Source organism: Streptomyces sp. NPDC004126 (assembly GCF_050275515.1).
In the GTDB taxonomy this organism is placed as follows: domain Bacteria; phylum Actinomycetota; class Actinomycetes; order Streptomycetales; family Streptomycetaceae; genus Streptomyces.
In genome coordinates this window covers 1-19359 of the sequence record NZ_JBNNPF010000089.1, presented here as the reverse complement: position 1 = coordinate 19359, position 19359 = coordinate 1, and the positions used below count along the sequence as shown (strand labels likewise).

The window sequence follows — 19359 nt, the reverse complement described above, 5'->3', positions numbered from 1 at the left end:
GAGTCCCGGGGGGGGGGGCCGCGCACCCCCCGGGGGCCCCCCCCCCCGGCCGCGTGTTGCTTCGTATCGCGTACGCATTCGCATTCGCATTCGCGCTCGCGTACGCGATACGCGCTCGCGTTACTTCTTGCGGCGCCGCCCGCCCGAGGCCTTCTGCGCCTTGCGGCGTTCCGCGCGGGTGAGGCCGTCGCCGCCGACGGCGTCGGAGTCGAAGTCGCCCTCGACCACGCCGCCCTCACCGTCGACCGTCGGGGCGGAGAAGTGCAGGCGGTCCGGGCGCTGCGGGGCGTCCAGGCCCTTGGCGCGGATCTCGGGGCGGGCCGACGGGACCGGCTCCTTCACCAGGGACGGGGCCGCGTCCTGCACCGGGAGCTCCTCGACCTGCTGCTCGACCTGGACCTCCAGGTTGAACAGGTAGCCGACGGACTCCTCCTTGATGCCCTCCATCATGGCGTTGAACATGTCGAAGCCCTCGCGCTGGTACTCGACCAGCGGGTCCTTCTGGGCCATCGCGCGCAGGCCGATGCCCTCCTGGAGGTAGTCCATCTCGTAGAGGTGCTCGCGCCACTTGCGGTCGAGCACCGAGAGGACCACGCGGCGCTCCAGCTCGCGCATGACCTCCGAACCGAGGGCCTTCTCGCGCGTGCCGTACTGCTCGTGGATGTCGTCCTTGACGGACTCGGCGATGAACTCGGCGGTGATGCCCGCGCGGTCGCCGGCCGCCTCCTCCAGCTCGTCCACGGTGACCTTGAGCGGGTAGAGCTGGCGGAAGGCGCCCCACAGCCGGTCGAGGTCCCACTCCTCGGCGAAGCCCTCGACGGTCTCGGCGGAGATGTAGGCGTCGATGGTGTCGTCCATGAAGAAGCGCACCTGCTCGTGCAGGTCCTCGCCCTCCAGGACGCGGCGGCGCTCGCCGTAGATGACCTCGCGCTGGCTGTTGAGGACCTCGTCGTACTTCAGGACGTTCTTGCGGGTCTCGAAGTTCTGGGTCTCGACCTGCGACTGCGCGGACGCGATCGCACGCGTCACCATCTTGTTCTCGATCGGGACGTCGTCCGGCACGTTGGCCATGGACATGACCCGCTCGACCATCTGGGCCTTGAAGAGGCGCATCAGGTCGTCGCCCAGCGACAGGTAGAAGCGGGACTCGCCCGGGTCGCCCTGGCGGCCGGAGCGGCCGCGGAGCTGGTTGTCGATGCGGCGCGACTCGTGGCGCTCGGTGCCCAGGACGTACAGGCCGCCGAGCTCCTTGACCTCTTCGAACTCGGCCTTGACGGCCGCCTCGGCCCGGGCGAGGGCCTCGGGCAGGGCGTGCGCCCACTCCTCGATGTGCTCCTCCGGGTCGAGGCCGCGCTGGCGCAGCTCCGCCTCGGCGAGGTCGTCCGGGTTGCCGCCGAGCTTGATGTCGGTACCGCGGCCGGCCATGTTCGTGGCGACGGTGACGGCGCCGCGGCGGCCGGCCTGGGCGACGATCGTGGCCTCGCGCTCGTGCTGCTTGGCGTTGAGGACCTCGTGCGGGATGCCGCGCTTGGAGAGCTGCTGCGAGAGGTACTCGGACTTCTCGACCGAGGTCGTGCCGACGAGGATCGGCTGGCCCTTCTCGTGCTTCTCGGCGATGTCGTCGACGACGGCGGCGAACTTGGCGACCTCGGTCCGGTAGATGAGGTCGGGCTGGTCCTTGCGCTGCATGCCCCGGTTGGTGGGGATGGGGACGACGCCGAGCTTGTAGATCTGGTGGAACTCGGCGGCCTCGGTCATGGCCGTACCGGTCATGCCGGAGAGCTTCGAGTAGAGGCGGAAGAAGTTCTGCAGGGTGATCGTGGCGAGGGTCTGGTTCTCGTCCTTGATGTCCACCCCTTCCTTCGCCTCGATCGCCTGGTGCATGCCCTCGTTGTAGCGGCGGCCGGCGAGGATGCGGCCGGTGTGCTCGTCGACGATCATGACTTCGCCGTCGATGACGACGTAGTCCTTGTCGGCCTTGAAGAGCTCCTTGGCCTTGATCGCGTTGTTGAGGTAGCCGACGAGCGGGGTGTTGACCGACTCGTAGAGGTTGTCGATGCCGAGCCAGTCCTCGACCTTGGCGACACCGGCCTCGTGGATGGCGACGGTGCGCTTCTTCTCGTCGACCTCGTAGTCGCCGGTCTCCTCGATGCCCTTGAGCGGGTTGCCGGCCTCGCCCTTGGTCAGGCGGGTGACGAGCTTGGCGAAGTCCGCGTACCACTTGGTGGCCTGGTCGGCCGGGCCGGAGATGATCAGCGGGGTGCGGGCCTCGTCGACGAGGATCGAGTCGACCTCGTCGACCACGGCGAAGTTGTGGCCGCGCTGCACCAGCTCGTCCTGCGACCACGCCATGTTGTCGCGCAGGTAGTCGAAGCCGAACTCGTTGTTCGTGCCGTACGTGATGTCGCAGCCGTACTGCTCGCGGCGCTGGGCCGGCGACATGTTGGCCAGGATGCAGCCGATGGACAGGCCCAGGAACTTGTGGACGCGGCCCATCATCTCGGAGTCGCGCTCGGCGAGGTAGTCGTTCACCGTGATCAGGTGGACGCCCTTGCCGGACAGCGCGTTCAGGTACGCGGGGAGCGTGCCGACGAGGGTCTTGCCCTCACCGGTCTTCATCTCGGCGACGTAGCCGAGGTGCAGCGCCGCGCCGCCCATGATCTGCACGTCGTAGTGCCGCTGGCCGAGGACGCGCTTGGCGGCCTCGCGGACGGTGGCGAAGGCCTCCGGCAGCAGGTCGTCCAGGCTCTCGCCGTCCTGGCAGCGCTGCTTGTACTCGTCCGTGAGGGCGCGCAACTCGGCGTCGGAGAGGTTGACGAAGTCCTCTTCGATGGAGTTGACCTGGTCCGCGATGCGGTGCAGTTTGCGCAGGATCTTGCCTTCGCCTGCACGCATGAGCTTGTTGAAGACGGACACTGAGGCTGGTCTCCTTGCCGGTCGGGCCTGGGCACTTTACGTAGCCGGGCACGGCAGGTGGGCCCCACCGCAACGGCCATCGTAAGCGAGGACGTGGTCGCGTCGGGAGGTCCGCCGTGTCCGCAGGGCACGCGCGCCCGGAATGAGAACGTACGGGGGACGGATTCGGTGCCGGGGTGGACGAAAACCCCTCGCCCGGGTTACCCGGCGGGGCAACAATCCGTTCATGGAACCCGTCACCCTGGCCACCGAGCGCCTCCTGCTGCGCCCCTTCGCCCCCTCGGACGCCGAGGAGGTGTACGCGGCCTGCCAGGACCCGGAGATCCAGCGCTGGACGCTGGTGCCCTCCCCGTACGAGCGGTCGCACGCCGAGGCCTGGGTCACGCACGTCTCGCGGAGCTCCTGGCTGGAGGACCGCGAGTACGGCTTCGCGGTGCGGCTCGGAGCGGAGGGCGCCGAGGGGCCGCTGGTGGCCGCGGTGGGGGTGCACGTGCGCGGCGCCCAGGGCTACGAGATCGGCTACTGGGCGGCCAAGGAGCACCGCGGCCGCGGCTACGTCGCCGAGGCGGTGGCCGGGGTCGCCCGCTGGCTGTTCACCGAGGTCGGGGCCGGCCGGCTGGAGTGGCGCGCCGCCGTGGGCAACGCGGCCTCCCGGGCCGCCGCCGAGAAGGCCGGGTTCCGCTTCGAGGGCACCCTGCGCGGGGCGCTGGACCACCGCGGGACCCTGCGCGACTGCTGGGTCGCCGGGCTGCTGCCCTCGGACCTCGGCCTGCCCTCCCGACTGCCGTACCTGGCGTCGGCCGCCGGCCAGGTCCCCGGCAGAATCGCAGGTCATGGAGCCGATCACGCTTAGCACCGAGCGCCTCGTGCTGCGTCCCCACACTCCCGGGGACGCGGCCGAGGTGCACGCCGCCTGCCAGGACCCCGAGATCCAGCGCTGGATCTCGGTGCCCGTCCCCTACGAGCCCGCGGACGCGGAGAAGTACGTGACGCAGAGCGTCCCGGCCGGGTGGCGCGAGGACACCGCCTACAACTTCGCCGTCCGGCTCGGGGCCGACGGCCCGCTCGTCGCCACGCTCGCCGTGCACAGGACGGGCGCCTACACCCACGAGATCGGGTACTGGACCGTCGCCGGTCACCGGGGCCGCGGCTACATGACCGAGGCGCTGGGGGCCGCCGTCCGCTGGGCGTTCGCCGAGGCGGGCGTCGTACGGCTGGTGTGGCGCGCCGCGGTCGGCAACGACGGCTCCCGCGCCGTCGCCGAGAGGGCGGGCTTCGTGGTCGAGGGCGTCCAGCGCGCCGGAATGGAGCACGACGGCGCGCTGCTGGACTGCTGGGCCGGCGCACTGCTCCCGGCCGACGTGGGCCTGCCCTCGCGGCTGCCGTACGAGCCCGCTGTCAGTGGCACCGCCTAAGGTCGCGGCATGACGACGCTCTCGCTGTCCGCCGACGAGGCCCGCCGGATCGCCCTGCGCGCGCAGGGGTTCCTGGGGGCGCCCGACCGCCGGGGCGGGGTCCGGGGGGTGCTGCGCCATCTGGGCGCGGTGCAGCTGGACACCATCTCGGTCCTGGCCCGCTCGCACGAGCTGATCCCGTACGCGCGCCTGGGCGCGGTGGGCCGGGGGACGGTGGAGAAGGCGTACTGGTCGGACAGTCACGCCTTCGAGTACTGGTCGCACGCGGCGTGCATCCTGCCGATCGAGGAGTGGCCGCACTTCGCCTTCCGCCGCCGGGCGAAGCGGGCGCGCGGCCACCGCTGGCACGTCCTGGAGGACAAGGACCGTTCGACGCGGGCGGTGCTGGACCGGCTGGAGGCCGACGGTCCGCTGACCTCGACCGAGCTGGGCGGCGCGAAGAACGGCGGCGAGTGGTTCGAGTGGTCCGAGACCAAGATCGCGGTGGAGTGGCTGCTCGACACCGGTGACGTGGTCTGCTCCGAGCGGCGCGGCTGGAAGCGGGTCTACGACCTGGCCGAGCGGGCCGTCCCGGACGCCCTGTTCCACGACGACCTGGACGACCGCGAGTGCCTGCGCCGGCTGGTCGCGCTGGCCGGGCGGTCGCTGGGGGTCGGCACCCGGGCCGACATCGCGGACTACCACCGCCTCAAGGGCGAGCAGGTCGACGCGGTGATCGCGGACTCCGGGCTGGTGCCGGTGGAGGTCGAGGGCTGGGGGAAGCCCGCCTGGGCGGATCCGGAGGCGCTGGCCGTGGTGCCGCGCGGCCGCCACCGCACGACCCTGCTGTCCCCGTTCGACTCGCTGGTCTGGGACCGGCCGCGGACGGAGCGGGTCTTCGGGTTCGCGCACCGGCTGGAGGCGTACGTGCCCAAGCCGCAGCGGATACACGGGTACTTCGCGATGCCGCTGCTGGCCGGCGGGCGGCTCCAGGGCCGGGTCGACCCGGCCCGTGAGGGCCGCACCCTGGTGGCCCGCCAGGTCTCCCTGACGACGCCGGGGGCGGCGGGCGCGATGGCGCAGGCGCTGCGGGAGGCCGCGGAGTGGGTGGGCTGCGACGCCGTCCGCGTCGAGCGCGCGCAGTCGCCGGCGGAGGCGGCCGCGATCACGGCGGAGCTGGCGGCGCTGGGAGCCTGACGGGCCGCAGCCCGGGGGCCGGTGTCGGCGCCCCTCAGCGGATCTCCAGGATCTTCTCCCTCATCGCGTACACGACGGCTTCCATCCGGGAGTGCAGCTGGAGCTTCTCCAGGATGTTGCGGACGTGGTTCTTCACGGTGTTCTCGGAGATGAACAGCTGCTTGGCGATGTCCCGGTTGTTCATGCCCGTGGCCACCAGCTTGAGGACTTCGAGCTCCCGGTCCGTCAGCCGCGGCGCCGGGACCAGCCGCCGCTCGTCGGTGCGCTGGATCATCGACTTGAACTCGGTGAGCAGCTTCGACGCCATCGACGGGCTGATCTGGGACTGGCCGTCCGCGACCGCGCGGATCGCCGTCGCGACCTCGTCCGTGGAGATCTCCTTGAGGAGGTAGCCGGTGGCACCCGCCTTGATCGCGTCGTAGAGGTCGGCCTCCTCGTCGCTGATCGTCAGCATGATGATCTTCGCGGAGGGGGCGACCTCCTTGATCGAGGTGCACGCCTCGATGCCGCCGCGCCGGGGCATCCTCACATCCATCAGCACGATGTCGGGCAGCAGGTCGGCGGCCTTGTCCACGGCCTCCGCCCCGTCCCCGGCCTCGCCGACGACCTGGATGTCCTCCTCCTGGGCGAGGACGATCTCCAGTCCGCGCCGGAAGAGGGCGTGGTCGTCGACCACGAGCACCCGGATCGGCTCCCCCGCCGGGTCCTGCGCCCCATGACAGTCGGCGCCGTCGTCGTCGCGCGCCGGCCCGAAGCCGTCCGCCATCGTTCCTCCCCCTGCATGTGCTGAGCTGCTGGGCCAACCCGGCCGGGTCGGCCGCCGGTTGACTGCCCGACATGATTCCATGCCCGCGCTACGGGACGGGGTTCTGGCGGAATCCATATGGCTCATACGAGTCATACAGGTGCCCCTGCGGAACGCCGCGCGTTCCGCAGGGGCAATGGTTGAATTTCAGCCTCCGAGCGCGCCGCCCGCGCCCGCTCCCGAGGGCTCCGAGCTGGACGCCCCGTCGGGGTCGACGTGGATGACGCCGTAGTCGTAGGCGTGGCGCCGGTAGACGACGCTGGGCATCTTGGTCTCGGAGTCGACGAACAGATAGAAGTCGTGGCCGACCAGTTCCATTTCGTACAGAGCCTGGTCGAGCGACATCGGCCGGGCCGAGTGGGTCTTCTCGCGGACGATGAGCGGGCCTTCGCCCTGCACCTCCAGGGAACCGATCCGCTTGACCGGGACCCCTTCCTCCATGTCCTCGTGGACCGGCTCGCCGTTGCTGTTGAGGGTTGCGACGCCCGGCACCGTGTCGGCGACCTCGGCCGCCGAGAGCCGTCCGGTGCCACGGCGGGTGAAGCGCTTGTCGTGCTGCTTGCGCAGCCGGGCCTCCAGCTTGTCCTGTGCCAGGTCGAGTGCCGCGTACGGGTCGGCGGCGGCGGCTTCGGCCCGGATCACCGGGCCCCGCGAGTGCAGGGTGATCTCCACGCGGTCGGAACGGTCGGCCTGGCGCGGGTTGTGCTCCTTGGACACCTCGACGTCCAAGCTGATCACCTTGGCGTCGAGCTTCTGGATCCGCTCCGGATTCAGCTTCTCGGCCACGTGCTTGCGGAACCGCTCGGGCACCTCGGTCTTGCGGCCCTTGACGACGATGTCCACGCAGAACTCCGTTCCCGGAGACCCCCGCTCTGGAAGGCGGAGCGTCTCCCTTTCGCACCAGGCTCCGGTGAACACCGGAGCCTCGGACTTGGCGACTTTCACCTCCTCCTCCCCCATCGGCAAGATCTACATCCCACCGACTTCGGAGTAGAGAGAGCCCCCCTCACAGGTACTGCACACGAAGATTCCAATAAACAGACGGACTGCTGCTCCGATACCCGGGGCCGAAGGTTCGCCAGTTCCTCACAACCGAACATATCTCTCAAAGCCGGTTGTCGGCACCCGCTACCGAAACGTACCTCCGATCAGGTGGGTCTTCCCTCTTACTACCTGCAACGATGCGCATTCCCCAGTGGTTCCAAATCTATTCACAAGATTTTTGCCCTGTCCGGGTTGCCGCCGTTCGGCGCGAAGGATCCCGCCGGAGCGGCCACCACGGCAGCAGCCTCCACCCGCAGCCCCGCCGCGCGCAATGCCCTCGCCGCCTCCGCCAGCGTGGCTCCGGTGGTGATCACGTCGTCCACCAGCACGATCCGAGCCCCCGCCGCCAGCGCGGCCCCGCCCGGACGCACCTCCAGGGCCCCCGCCAGGTTCTCCCGGCGCTCCCGGGCCCCCAGGCCCGCCTGGTCCGCGACGGCCCGCCGCAGCCGCAGCACCGGCGCCACGCGCGCGGCCGCACCGGCCCCGCGCAGCCGCCCGGACGCGGCCAGGGCGATCCGCCGCGCCGGGTCGTGCCCGCGCGCCCGCACCGCCCGCCGCGCGGAGGGCACCGGCACCAGCACCAGCTCCGCCCCGCCCGCGGCCCCGCCGCCGGCCCGGCCCGCGCGGGCCACCGCCGCCGCCAGGGCCGTCCCGAGCGGCCCGGCCAGGGGCAGCGCCCCGCGCTCCTTGTGCGCCAGCACGACAGCCCGTACGGCGTCCTCGTACCGGGCCCCCGCGTACACCGCGGGCAGCCCGGCCGGACCCGCCCGCCGCGCCGCGGGACGCACCCGTCCCGCGCCCGTACCGCTCAGGGCGCCCCGGCACGCCCCGCACAGCACCACGCGGGCGGCCCCGCAGCCGGCGCAGTCCGCCGGCAGGACCAGCCCGGCCAGCTCCCGCCACCACTCCCGCACGCGTCCACCCTGCCGCGCCGGACACCCGCCCGCGACCCCTGTGGAAAACCCGCGCCGGAGGGCGCGGGCCCTCAGCCCGGGTAGACCGGCAGCCGGCCGCCCGCCGCGACCGTGCGCCACTGCGCGCCCGACGGCAGCCACACGATGCCGTCCTCGCCGAAGCCCACCACCGGCTTGCCCTCGTCCTCCGAGGCCGCGATCGCGCTCAGCCCCGTCGCTCCGGGCAGGCTCGCGGCGACCATCGACCCGTCGGACAGCATGTAGCGGGCCTGGTCCACCCCGCCGCTCTCCCGGCCCACCACCAGCAGCCGGCCTCGCGGCGCCCAGCTCATCGCCGTCACCTCCGCCATCTGCGGGGCCGCCGGGCGCAGCTCGCGCACCGAGACCCGGGGGGATTCCCCCTTGCCCTCGGGCCGCTCGATCCGCCCGATGAACAGGTTCTTGCGGGTGCCGTCCTTCTCCACCAGGAGCGCGATGCGCACCCCGTCCGGGGAGGCCTTCAGTCCGCTGATCTTCCCGCCGTCGAGCCCGGCGACGTCCACCTTCTGCGGGGTGCCGGTACCGGCGGGCACCCGCCACAGGCCCTGGGTCTGCGGGTCGAGGTCGGCGATCCACAGGTCGCCCGCCGCGTCCCAGCTGGGCGCGCTGAGCTTCCCGGACCTGCTGGTCAGCAGCGGCTGCTGCGGCATGGGGCCCGCCGTCGTCAGCGTCACCACGAACAGGTTGTGCCCGTCATCGGAGACGACCGCGGCACGCTTCTCGTCGTACGTCACGGCCGCCGAACCCACCTTGAAACCGGTGGCGGTGGCCAGCGGTCCGGGAGCCGGCTCCGGCTTGTCCTGCTGCTGCTCGCTGTTGGCGTCGAGCATCATCCGGACGAGCCTGGCGTCCTTGTCCACGTAGTACTGGTGCTCCGGCGACGGCGGCCGGTTGGCGATGGCCGCCGCGGTCGAGCCGGTGACCCAGCACAGCGACGACTTGCCGTCGGGCTTCAGGAGTTCGACCCGGTCCAGCTTGGAGGTCGTCAGGTCCCGGACGGTGTAGAGGAGTTGGGTGGCCATCTTCTGGCACTGCGGCTGCGCGACGTCCGTGGCGCTCTTGTTGAGCGGGACGCGCAGCGTGTTCTGGCCGTCGTACGAGAGGGACTTGGTGCCCTCGCGCAGTTCGCTGCCGGTGGGGAACGCGGTGGAGACGACCGGGCCGAGCCACTTGGACGGGCCGGCCAGCAGGGACTGCACGGTCTGCGTGGTCGGGTCCATGCGCGAGTCGGGGTCGGTGCGCTGGCGCACGTACACCGGGTCGGCGACGAGCGTGTTGCCCGCGAAGTAGTACTTGTTGACGGGCTTGTAGATGCGCTGGAAGTCGGACTCGCTCAGGACGAGGCTGCTGGGCGGGGTGGAGATCCGCCACTGCTTGTTGACCTGGACCAGCTGGAGGTACTCCTCGTAGCGTCCGCCGCCGGTCTCCGGCTGGTAGGCGCTGCGCTCGTCCACGGTGGCGAGCTTCTTGCCGTAGATCTTCCAGCGCGGCTCCTCGGACTCCTTCTCCTTGTCGCCCGGGGCGGGGACCCGGGCGAGGCCGGCGGAGAGGACGGTGACGGCCGAGCCGGGCCGCCAGTTGTCCGCGGCGCTCTGGGTCAGGTACTTGCGGGCCGTCGCGAGCTGCGGGTCGTCGCTGGTCATGGCTTCGAGGAAGCCGTCGACAATGTCGGCGGGGCTGGCCTTGTCGGCCGGCGGCACGCCGAAGACGCGGACCTGCGAGTCGACGCCCTGCGAGGCGTCCACCCGGCGGATCTCGCCGCGGTCGGGCATGGAGGCGCAGCCGCCGACCAGCAGGCCGACGGCTCCCAGGGCGAGCGCCACCAGGGTGCCGCGGTGCCGCCCCGCCACCCGGGTCCGTTCGCTCCGTGCGCCCCGGCCTCCTGCCGGCGCGCGCTCAGCGTCCTCCACCGGATCCATCCTCCTGTGCTGGGCTCTGATCGGCGGGCCTGGCCACCACCCGGGAGCCGTTGCCGGGCAGCGCCGTCGGGTCGACGGGCACCGGCAGGGCGGTGGTGACCGCCGGCCTGGGCGGTATCGGGTCGCGGTCGGGGCGCTCGGTGCGCCCGTCGGGGTGGCTGCCGGGCCCGCCGGTGCCGCCCGCGCGCCCGGCGGCCTCGGCGGCGGCGCGGGCCCGGTTGCCGCGGGAGTCCTCGGGCTCCAGCGGGATCGGGGATCCGCGCAGGGGCTCGTCGGCGGTGCGGGGCAGGGTGAGGCGGAACTGGGAGCCGCCGCCGGGCTCGCCCCAGGCCTGGAGCCAGCCGCCGTGCAGGCGGGCGTCCTCGACGGCGATGGACAGGCCGAGGCCGGTACCGCCGGTGGTGCGCGCCCGCGCGGGGTCGGCCCGCCAGAAGCGGTTGAAGACGCGGGTGGCCTCGCCGGGCTTGAGCCCGACGCCGTAGTCGCGGACGGCGACGGCGACGGCCCCGCCGGCGGAGGCGAGGCGGACGACCACGTCGCGGCCCTCGCCGTGCTCGACGGCGTTGACCACGAGGTTGCGCAGGACGCGCTCCACGCGCCGGGCGTCGGCCTCGGCTATGACGGGCTGGGTGTCGCCGAGGACCCGGATCCGGGTTCCCTTGTGCTCCGCGAGCGGCTCGGCGCCGTCGATGACGCGGCGTACGACGTCCCGCAGGTCGATGGGCTCGGCCTGGAGGTCGGCGGCGCCCGCGTCGAAGCGGCTGATCTCCAGCAGGTCGGAGAGGAGCGACTCGAAGCGGTCGAGCTGCCCCGCGAGCAGCTCGGCGGAGCGGGCCGTGATCGGGTCGAAGTCGACCCGGGCGTCGTGGATGACGTCGGCTGCCATCCGTACGGTCGTCAGCGGGGTGCGCAGCTCGTGCGAGACGTCGGAGACGAACCGGCGCTGCATCCGCGACAGGTCCTCCAGCTGCTGGATCTTGAGCTGGAGGCTCTGGGCCATCTTGTTGAAGGCTTCGCCCAGACGGGCGATGTCGTCCTCGCCGGTGACCTTCATCCGCTCCTGGAGCCGGCCGGCCGAGAGCCGCTCGGCGATCCCGGCGGCCATCCGCACGGGCGTCACGACCTGGCGCACGACGAGCCACGCGATCGCGCCGAGCAGCACGACCACGAACACGCCGGCGGTGGCGATGGTGACCTTGATCAGGTTGAGGGACTCCTCCTCCTGCGTGAGCGGGAAGAGGTAGTACAGGTCGTACGGGTCGCCGTTGATGTCGGTGAGCCGCTTGCCGATGACCAGCGCGGGCTCCGGGGGCTTCTCCCCGGCCCCGGCGGTGTACCGGATCTGCCAGAAGGTCTTGAAGGTGCCGGTGGCGTGGTTGACGGAGCGGCGCAGCATGAGCGGGACGCTCGCGGTCGGGTCGACGTTGCCGGAGGCGCGGGCGCCCTTGACGCCCTGTGCTCCGGGGGCGGTCTGCTCGCCGGTGCCGGTGCCGGCGCCGAGGGCGACCACCTCGAAGGCGGTCTGGCCGCCGCTGGCGAGCTGCTTGACGAGCGAGTTCATCCAGGTGCTGGCGTCCCGGCCGACCTTGTTGTCGGTGGCGTCGGGGCCGTCGACGGCGAAGGGCGTGTTGGCCTTCTCCTGTGCGACCGCGAACCCTCCGGCGGCCTGGCTCTGGGCGGCCTCCTCCTTGGCGTCGAGGAGTCCCTTGGAGACCTGCGCGATGACGACGAAGCCGAGCGCGAGGACCACGGCGAGCGACATCAGCAGGGTGGCGGCGACCACCCGGAGCTGGATGTTGCGCCGCCAGATGCGGACAGCCGGAAGCAGCGGCCGGCGTACGAGGCGTACGAACAGCCGCAGGAGGGGGCCGCCGGGCGCTCCGTCGGCCATGTGACGGAGCTGCCGGCCGCCCCGCAGGACTCCCGGCCGGGAGCCGCCCCGGGCCTTGCCGGGCGGCACGTCAGCTGGGTCCGGCCTTGTAGCCGACACCGCGCACCGTCACGACGATCTCGGGGCGCTCCGGATCCTTCTCGACCTTGGAGCGGAGCCGCTGCACGTGCACGTTGACCAGGCGGGTGTCCGCCGCGTGCCGGTAGCCCCAGACCTGCTCCAGCAGCACCTCGCGGGTGAAGACCTGCCAGGGCTTGCGGGCGAGCGCGACCAGCAGGTCGAACTCCAGCGGGGTGAGTGCGATGGAGGCGCCGTCGCGCTTGACCGAGTGGCCGGCGACGTCGATGACCAGGTCACCGATGACGAGCTGCTCGGGCGCGGGCTCCTCCGACCGGCGCAGGCGGGCCCGGATGCGGGCCACCAGCTCCTTCGGCTTGAACGGCTTGACGATGTAGTCGTCGGCGCCGGACTCCAGGCCGACCACGACGTCCACCGTGTCGCTCTTGGCGGTGAGCATGACAATCGGCACGCCCGACTCGGCGCGGATCAGCCTGCACACCTCTATGCCGTCCCGTCCGGGCAGCATGAGGTCGAGCAGCACGAGATCCGGCTTCGCCTCCCGGAAGGCAGCCAGTGCCTTGTCACCGTCCGCTACGAACGACGGCTCAAAACCTTCTCCACGCAGCACAATGCCGAGCATCTCGGCCAGCGCGGTGTCGTCGTCGACGACGAGGACGCGTCCCTTCATGGTTGACATCATCCCATTAGCTAATCGTTACCCGGCGGTGAGCTGCCCCACAGCCAAAAGGGCTGGAAATCGCCCCTCGGACCTGCGTGGAGATCAGGACGACCAGTCTGCCCCGGATCCGCGCGACAATTGAAGGGCGAGAGCGGCGCGGGATCCGGGGGGCAGCCGGTGATCCGGGGACGGCCCGACCGATCCGAGCGCCCCCATGGCACGATGGCAGCCGACCAGCGCGCCCGCCACGGCAGGTGCACGTGAAGGAGCGACGATGACTGACTCTCCGGGCTGGGCCGCGCCCGGATCCCCGTCCGACGGCCAGGGCTCCGACGCCGACCGGCCGGCCGCTCAGCCCTCCGGCAAGGGCACCACGCCCGCACAGGCCCCCGGTGACGCCAACACGCCCGCACAGGCCCCCGGCCCCACCGCCGACGCCAAGTGGTCCGCCGCCCAGCCCCCGCCCGGCCAGTGGGACAGCCCCGCGCCCGGCCGGACCCCGCAGCCCGCCACCCCGCCCGCACAGCAGCCGCCCGCCGCCGGCTGGGGCACCCAGCCCGGCAGCCCCTACCAGTACCCCGGCGGCTGGGGCAGCACCCCGCCCGCCGCCAAGCCCGGCATCATCCCGCTGCGCCCCCTGGGCCTCGGCGAGATCCTCGACGGCGCCGTCGGCACCCTGCGCGGCCACTGGCGCCCCGTCCTCACCATCAGCCTCGTCATCGCCGCCCTCACCCAGATCACCCTGCTCGTCATCCAGCGCACCTGGCTGAACGACCTCCCGACCGCCGGCGAGGACCTCACCCCCTCGCAGGCCGTCAAGCTCATGGGCGACACCGCCCTCGTCTACGCCTCCCAGTACTTCCTGGAGATCCTCGGCCTGGTCCTCGTCACCGCCCTCCTCGCACCCGTCGTGAGCCGCGCGGTCCTCGGCCAGGCCTCCACCCTCTCCGACACCCTCAAGGCCGTACGGCCGCTCGCCCCGCGCATGCTCGCCCTCACCGGCCTGCTGCTCCTGGGCGCCGTCGCCGCCGTCTTCCTCCCGGTCCTCCCCGGCATCCTCACCGGCAGCGCCGCCCTGACCGCCCTCGGCATCCCCGTCGGCCTCGTCCTCCTCGCCTGGTTCTACGTCACCTTCGTGCTGGCCCCGCCCGCACTGATGCTGGAACGCGGCTCGGCCGTCGCCGCCCTCAAGCGGTCCGCGAAGCTGGTCAAGGGCTCCTGGTGGCGGGTCTTCGGCATCAGCCTGCTGATCTGGCTGATCCGCACCATCACCGCCATGGTCATCGTGATGCCCTTCGCCGCCATCGCCCTGGTCGTCTCCCCCGAGGGCCTCTCCGGCCTGCTGGACGGCACCGCCGCCCTCAGCTGGTCGTTCCTCCTCATCAGCGCCATCGGCGGGGTCGTCGGCGCCACCGTCACCGTCCCGATGCAGACGGGCGTCACCACCCTCCTCTACATCGACCAGCGCATCCGCCGCGAAGCCCTCGACCTGGAGCTCGCCCGCGCCGCCGGCCTCCACGGCTACGGCACCGCCACCACCGCCGAACGACCCGGAGGCTGACACGCCGATGAGCACGGGGGGACTCATCACCATCGCCGGAGGCGACACACCACCACTGACCACCCCGCGCGACGCCGCCCGCGAGGCGGCCGAACGCGAGCTGGCCAAGCCCGCCTACCACCAGGACGAGCCCGGGCTGCTCCAGCGCGCCCTGGACCGCTTCTGGGACTGGCTGGGCGACTTCTTCGACCGCGCCTCCGGAGCCACCCCCGGCGGCTGGGCCGGCCTCCTCGCCATCGCCGTACTGGTCCTCCTCGTCATCGCCGCCCTCTGGTGGCGGCTCGGCACCCCCCGCCGCACCGCCACCAGCACCACCAACCTCTTCGACGAAGGCCCCCGCAGCGCCGCCGACCACCGCACCGCCGCCGACGCCCACGCCGCCGCCGGCCGCTGGAACGAAGCCGTCCAGGAACGCATGCGCGCCCTCGTCCGCTCCCTGGAGGAACGCACCCTCCTCGACCCCCGCCCCGGCCGCACCGCGGACGAGGCCGCCGCCGAAGCCGCGCTCACCCTCCCCGCACACGCCGCCGACCTCCACGCCGCCGCCCGCGCCTTCGACGACGTCACCTACGGCGGCCGCACCGCCGACGCCGACGCCTACGCCCGCCTGCGCACCCTCGACCTCACCCTGGAACGCGCCAAGCCGCTCCTGACGGGACCCGCCGCATGACCGGCCCCAGCGCCCCCGCCACGACGTCCACCGCCCCCACCGCCGCCCAGCGCTGGGCCCGCGCCCGCGGCCTCCTCCTCGGCCTCGGCATCCTCGTCGCCGCCGCCGTCACCCTCGCCGCACTCCAGGCCGGCGACCACCACGGCCGCCTCGACCCCCGCTCAGCCGACCGCGACGGCAGCCGCGCCCTCGCCCAGCTCCTGGCGGAACGCGGCGTCACCACCCGCGTCGTCACCAGCGCCGAGGAAGCCGCCGCCGCGGCCGGCCCCCGCACCACCCTCCTCGTCACCGACCCCGACCTGCTCGGCGAACCCCAGCGACGCGCCGTCCGCTCCGCCATCGACCTCTCCGGCGGCCGCACCATCCTCATCGCCCCCACCAGCCTCAGCCTCCCCGACCTGGCCCCCGCCACCCACACCAGGTCCTTCGCCCACCGCACCGACCTCGACCCCGACTGCACCCTCCCCGCAGCCACCACCGCCGGCCGCGCCGGCACCGGCGACGGCCTCCGCTACACCACAACCCACCCCGGAGCCACCGCCTGCTACCCCAGCGACGGCCACCCCACCGTCCTCGTACTCCCCAGCACCACCAAGGGCGGCGACACCGTCCTCCTCGGCTCCGAACGCCCCCTGCTCAACCAGCACCTCGCCGAACAGGGCAACGCCTCCCTCGCCCTCCAGCTCCTCGGCTCCCGCCCCGACCTCGTCTGGTACCTGCCCACCCTCGCGGACATGCCCGCCGACACCCCCGCCGACGAGAAGAGCCTCCTCGACCTCGTCCCCTCCGGCTGGCTCTGGGCCCTGCTCCAGCTCTTCACGGCCGCCGCCCTAGCCGCCCTCTGGCGCGCCCGCCGACTCGGCCCCCTCGTCACCGAGAACCTCCCCGTCGCCATCCGCGCCTCCGAGACCACCGAGGGCCGCGCCCGCCTCTACCGCAAGGCCTCCGCCCGCGACCGCGCCGCCACCGTCCTGCGCGCCGCCGCCCGCGAACGCCTCGCCGCCCTGGTCGGCGTACCGCCCGCCCAGGCCCACGACCCCGCCACCCTCGTCCCCGCCGTAGCCGCCCGCCGGACCCGGACCGACGGACCCGACACGGCCACCACCCTCTTCGGCACCACCCCCGCCGACGACGCGGCACTCGTCGCGCTCGCCGACCACCTCGACGCCCTCGAAAGAGAGGTCCGCACCTCATGACGGCCACCACGGACAGCGCCCGCTCCTCCCTGGAAGCGCTCCGCACCGAAATCGCCAAGGCCGTGGTCGGCCAGGACTCCGCCGTCACCGGACTCGTCGTCGCACTCCTGTGCCGCGGCCACGTCCTCCTCGAAGGCGTCCCCGGCGTCGCCAAGACCCTCCTCGTCCGCGCCCTCGCCGCATCCCTCGAACTCGACACCAAGCGCGTCCAGTTCACCCCCGACCTGATGCCGAGCGACGTCACCGGCTCCCTCGTCTACGACGCCCGCACCGCCGAGTTCTCCTTCCAGGACGGCCCCGTCTTCACCAACCTCCTCCTCGCCGACGAGATCAACCGCACGCCCCCCAAGACCCAGTCCTCCCTCCTGGAAGCCATGGAGGAACGCCAGGTCACCGTCGACGGCACCCCGCGCCGGCTCCCCGACCCCTTCCTCGTCGCCGCCACCATGAACCCCGTCGAGTACGAGGGCACCTACCCCCTCCCCGAAGCCCAGCTCGACCGCTTCCTCCTCAAACTGACCGTCCCCCTCCCCTCCCGCGAGGACGAGATCGGCGTCCTCACCCGGCACGCCGCCGGCTTCGACCCCCGAGACCTGCACGCCGCCGGAATCCGCCCCGTCGCCGGCACCCGCGAACTCGAAGCCGCCCGCAAGGCCGTCGAGAACACCACCGTCTCCCCCGAGATCGCCGCCTACGTCGTCGACCTCTGCCGCGCCACCCGCGAATCGCCCTCCCTCACCCTCGGCGTCTCCCCCCGCGGCGCGACCGCCCTCCTCGCCACCTCCCGCGCCTGGGCCTGGCTCACCGGCCGCGACTACGTCACCCCCGACGACGTCAAGGCCCTCGCCCTGCCCACCCTGCGCCACCGCGTACAGCTGCGCCCCGAAGCCGAGATGGAAGGCGTCACCGCCGACTCCGTCATCTCCGCGATCCTGACCCACGTCCCCGTCCCCCGCTGATGGCCCTCACCGGACGCGCCGCCCTGCTCGCGGCCCTCGGCAGCCTCCCCGTAGGCCTCCTCGAACCCAGCTGGACGGGCCTCCTCGCCGTCAACGGCACCATCGGCCTCGCCTGCGCGGTCGACTACGCCCTCGCCGCCCCCGTACGCGCCCTGCGACTCACCCGAACGGGTGCCACCACGGTCCGCCTCGGCGACACCGCCGACGTCGACCTCACCGTCACCAACCCCGGCACCCGCACCCTGCGCGCCCGCATCCGCGACGCCTGGCCCCCCAGCAGCTGGCACCCCGGCACCGAAACCGACGCCTCCCGCCACACCCTGACCGTCCCCGCCGGCGAACGCCGCCGCGTCACGACCCGCCTGCGCCCCACCCGGCGCGGCGACCGCAAGGCCGCGCTCGTCACCGTCCGCTCGTACGGCCCGCTCGGCCTGTGCGCCCGCCAGGGCAACCACGACGTCCCCTGGACGGTCCGCGTCCTGCCGCCCTTCACCAGCCGCAAGCACCTCCCGTCCCGCCTCGCCCGGCTCCGCGAACTCGACGGCCGCACCAGCCTCCTGACCCGCGGTGAGGGCACCGAGTTCGACAGCCTCCGCGACTACGTACCCGGCGACGACACCCGCTCCATCGACTGGCGCGCCACCGCCCGCCAGAACAAGGTCGCCGTCCGCACCTGGCGCCCCGAACGCGACCGCCACATCCTGATCTGCCTCGACACCGGACGCACCTCGGCCGGACGCGTCGGCGACGCCCCCCGCCTGGACTCCGCCATGGACGCCGCCCTGCTCCTGACCGCCCTGGCCACCCGCGCCGGCGACCGCGTCGACCTCCTGGCCCACGACCGCCGCCCCCGCGCCCAGGTCCAGGCCCGCCCGGCCGCCGACACCCTCCCGGCCTTCGTCAACGCCATGGCCGGCCTCGAACCCGAACTGGTCGAGACGGACGCCCGCACCCTGGTCTCCACCATCCTGCGCAGCGCCCCGCGCCGCTCCCTGGTGGTCCTCCTGACGAGCCTGGACGCGGCCCCCATCGAAGAGGGCCTCCTCCCGCTCCTCCCCCGGCTCACCCAGCGCCACACGGTCATCCTGGCCTCCGTGGCCGACCCCCACATCGCCGCCATGGCCGCGGCCCGCGGCTCCCTGGACTCCGTCTACGAGGCCGCCGCGGCCACCCAGACCCAGTCCCAGCGCCGCCGCACCGCGGACCAGCTCTCCCGCCACGGCGTCCACGTCGTCGACGCCACCCCCGACACCCTGGCCCCCGGCCTGGCGGACACCTACCTGGCCCTGAAGGCGGCGGGCCGACTCTGACGAAACGGGCACGGTCAGCGGCTGAGGTCGAACACCCCCACGCCCAGCCCGTCGTACGCCTTGGCCTCAACCGTCGCCACCAGCGCTCCCACGCCCCAGTCGGGCAGGTGTCCGGCGGCATGCACCGCCGCAGCGACACCGGGGGGTACGCCCGCCCCACACAGACGCCCGACGGCCAGAGCCGCTGGGTAGTCGAGGTCCACGGTGTGAATGACGTCGAGCTGACCGATGTGCTCGGCGGTCCCCGCGCGCTGCAGCTCTGCTTCAAGGATCGACAGCGTCGGCACCCACAGGCAGGTATCAGCATCCAGGTAAGCCCTGTGGATCAGGGCGGACACCTGTCGATTGCCTGACAACGCGAGCAGAGTCGGCGTGTCCAGGACGAGGTGGTATTGGATCACGCGTCAGCGCCTTGGGCACCTGGATGTTGAGCGAAAGCGTCGCGGAGCTTGAGCCTCATCGCCTCGCTCTCCGCATCGGTGACTTGCACTCCGAAGTGCTCAGCCATGTAGGCACGAGCCCGTTCCGCTCGCTCAAGCCGCTCCTCGGTGGTCAGCGTGGTCTCCGCGAACTCCTGGACCAGGGCGCGGATCGACGTCCCACGGGACTCGGCAATGATCGAGAGGCGGTCTCTCACCTCTGCCGGCACACGGATCATGGCATCAGACATAGCCCGAGTATACGGCGCGTATACAGTCAGGCGCAGCCTGAACGCAGAAAAGCCCCGCACCAGAAGGTGCGGGGCTTTCCCACAATGATTGTTCGGCGGCGTCCTACTCTCCCACAGGGTCCCCCCTGCAGTACC

The 19359-nt window shown here is 72.6% G+C and carries 17 protein-coding genes; 8 read left to right on the top strand and 9 right to left on the bottom strand.

Annotated elements, in window-relative coordinates:
- Positions 1-120: 120 nt before the first annotated feature.
- Positions 121-2916, bottom strand: coding sequence for a preprotein translocase subunit SecA (secA, locus tag ACQKM2_RS39090; protein WP_427718542.1), 2796 nt, complete (start codon positions 2914-2916; stop codon positions 121-123).
- 226 nt (positions 2917-3142) lie between these two features.
- Between secA and ACQKM2_RS39085 the strand changes: the two genes are divergently transcribed.
- The 3 genes from ACQKM2_RS39085 to ACQKM2_RS39075 are packed head-to-tail and all read left to right on the top strand — an operon-like array spanning position 3143 to position 5507.
- Entirely contained in the window at positions 3143-3769 is a 627-nt protein-coding gene (locus ACQKM2_RS39085; protein ID WP_427718540.1) for a GNAT family N-acetyltransferase, read from the top strand.
- Entirely contained in the window at positions 3750-4331 is a 582-nt protein-coding gene (locus ACQKM2_RS39080; RefSeq protein ID WP_427718537.1) for a GNAT family N-acetyltransferase, read from the top strand. Before ACQKM2_RS39085 ends, ACQKM2_RS39080 begins: the two co-directional genes overlap by 20 nt.
- A gap of 9 nt (positions 4332-4340) precedes the next feature.
- Positions 4341-5507 (top strand): winged helix-turn-helix domain-containing protein, encoded by a 1167-nt coding sequence (locus ACQKM2_RS39075; RefSeq protein WP_427718534.1) that lies wholly within the window; start codon positions 4341-4343, stop codon positions 5505-5507.
- 34 nt (positions 5508-5541) lie between these two features.
- On the opposite strand, the gene ACQKM2_RS39070 is transcribed toward ACQKM2_RS39075, so the two are convergent.
- The 6 genes from ACQKM2_RS39070 to mtrA all read right to left on the bottom strand — a co-directional run bounded on the left by ACQKM2_RS39070 (position 5542) and on the right by mtrA (position 12879).
- On the bottom strand, positions 5542-6273 hold the full coding sequence (locus tag ACQKM2_RS39070) for a response regulator (RefSeq protein WP_042800977.1): 732 nt from the start codon (positions 6271-6273) through the stop codon (positions 5542-5544).
- A gap of 186 nt (positions 6274-6459) precedes the next feature.
- Positions 6460-7155, bottom strand: coding sequence for a ribosome hibernation-promoting factor, HPF/YfiA family (gene hpf / locus ACQKM2_RS39065; protein ID WP_427718531.1), 696 nt, complete (start codon positions 7153-7155; stop codon positions 6460-6462).
- Positions 7156-7523: 368 nt separating this feature from the next.
- A complete protein-coding gene (locus ACQKM2_RS39060) occupies positions 7524-8270 on the bottom strand; it encodes a ComF family protein (RefSeq protein ID WP_427718529.1) in 747 nt (248 codons plus the stop codon).
- A 71-nt stretch (positions 8271-8341) separates the two neighbouring features.
- Positions 8342-10219 carry an LpqB family beta-propeller domain-containing protein gene (locus ACQKM2_RS39055; RefSeq protein WP_427718527.1) on the bottom strand — a complete coding sequence of 626 codons (1878 nt, stop codon included), beginning with the start codon at positions 10217-10219 and terminating at the stop codon, positions 8342-8344.
- Positions 10206-12119 carry an MtrAB system histidine kinase MtrB gene (gene mtrB / locus ACQKM2_RS39050; protein ID WP_427718525.1) on the bottom strand — a complete coding sequence of 638 codons (1914 nt, stop codon included), beginning with the start codon at positions 12117-12119 and terminating at the stop codon, positions 10206-10208. The genes ACQKM2_RS39055 and mtrB overlap by 14 nt, the downstream gene beginning before the upstream one ends.
- A 70-nt stretch (positions 12120-12189) precedes the next feature.
- Positions 12190-12879, bottom strand: coding sequence for a two-component system response regulator MtrA (gene mtrA, locus ACQKM2_RS39045; protein ID WP_007264442.1), 690 nt, complete (start codon positions 12877-12879; stop codon positions 12190-12192).
- Positions 12880-13132: 253 nt separating this feature from the next.
- On the opposite strand from mtrA, the gene ACQKM2_RS39040 reads away from it, so the two are divergent.
- From ACQKM2_RS39040 to ACQKM2_RS39020, 5 genes are read left to right on the top strand one after another with little or no spacing between them, the layout of a single operon-like run.
- Positions 13133-14419 (top strand): hypothetical protein, encoded by a 1287-nt coding sequence (locus ACQKM2_RS39040; protein ID WP_427718522.1) that lies wholly within the window; start codon positions 13133-13135, stop codon positions 14417-14419.
- Positions 14420-14426: 7 nt separating this feature from the next.
- Positions 14427-15089: a DUF4129 domain-containing protein gene (locus ACQKM2_RS39035; RefSeq protein ID WP_427718520.1), complete on the top strand. Its 663-nt coding sequence runs from the start codon at positions 14427-14429 to the stop codon at positions 15087-15089.
- Complete coding sequence (locus ACQKM2_RS39030) at positions 15086-16285, top strand: DUF4350 domain-containing protein (protein WP_427718518.1); 1200 nt, start codon at positions 15086-15088, stop codon at positions 16283-16285. Before ACQKM2_RS39035 ends, ACQKM2_RS39030 begins: the two co-directional genes overlap by 4 nt.
- Positions 16282-17244: an AAA family ATPase gene (locus ACQKM2_RS39025; RefSeq protein WP_427718515.1), complete on the top strand. Its 963-nt coding sequence runs from the start codon at positions 16282-16284 to the stop codon at positions 17242-17244. Before ACQKM2_RS39030 ends, ACQKM2_RS39025 begins: the two co-directional genes overlap by 4 nt.
- A complete protein-coding gene (locus ACQKM2_RS39020; RefSeq protein WP_427718512.1) occupies positions 17244-18554 on the top strand; it encodes a DUF58 domain-containing protein in 1311 nt (436 codons plus the stop codon). Before ACQKM2_RS39025 ends, ACQKM2_RS39020 begins: the two co-directional genes overlap by 1 nt.
- A gap of 14 nt (positions 18555-18568) precedes the next feature.
- Here ACQKM2_RS39020 and ACQKM2_RS39015 read toward each other — a convergent pair whose 3' ends face one another.
- Both ACQKM2_RS39015 and ACQKM2_RS39010 read right to left on the bottom strand, forming a co-directional pair.
- Positions 18569-18955 carry a hypothetical protein gene (locus ACQKM2_RS39015; RefSeq protein WP_427718510.1) on the bottom strand — a complete coding sequence of 129 codons (387 nt, stop codon included), beginning with the start codon at positions 18953-18955 and terminating at the stop codon, positions 18569-18571.
- Positions 18952-19224, bottom strand: a complete 273-nt coding sequence (locus tag ACQKM2_RS39010; RefSeq protein WP_427718507.1) for a hypothetical protein — start codon at positions 19222-19224, stop codon at positions 18952-18954. Before ACQKM2_RS39010 ends, ACQKM2_RS39015 begins: the two co-directional genes overlap by 4 nt.
- Between the last annotated feature and the right edge of the window lie 135 nt (positions 19225-19359).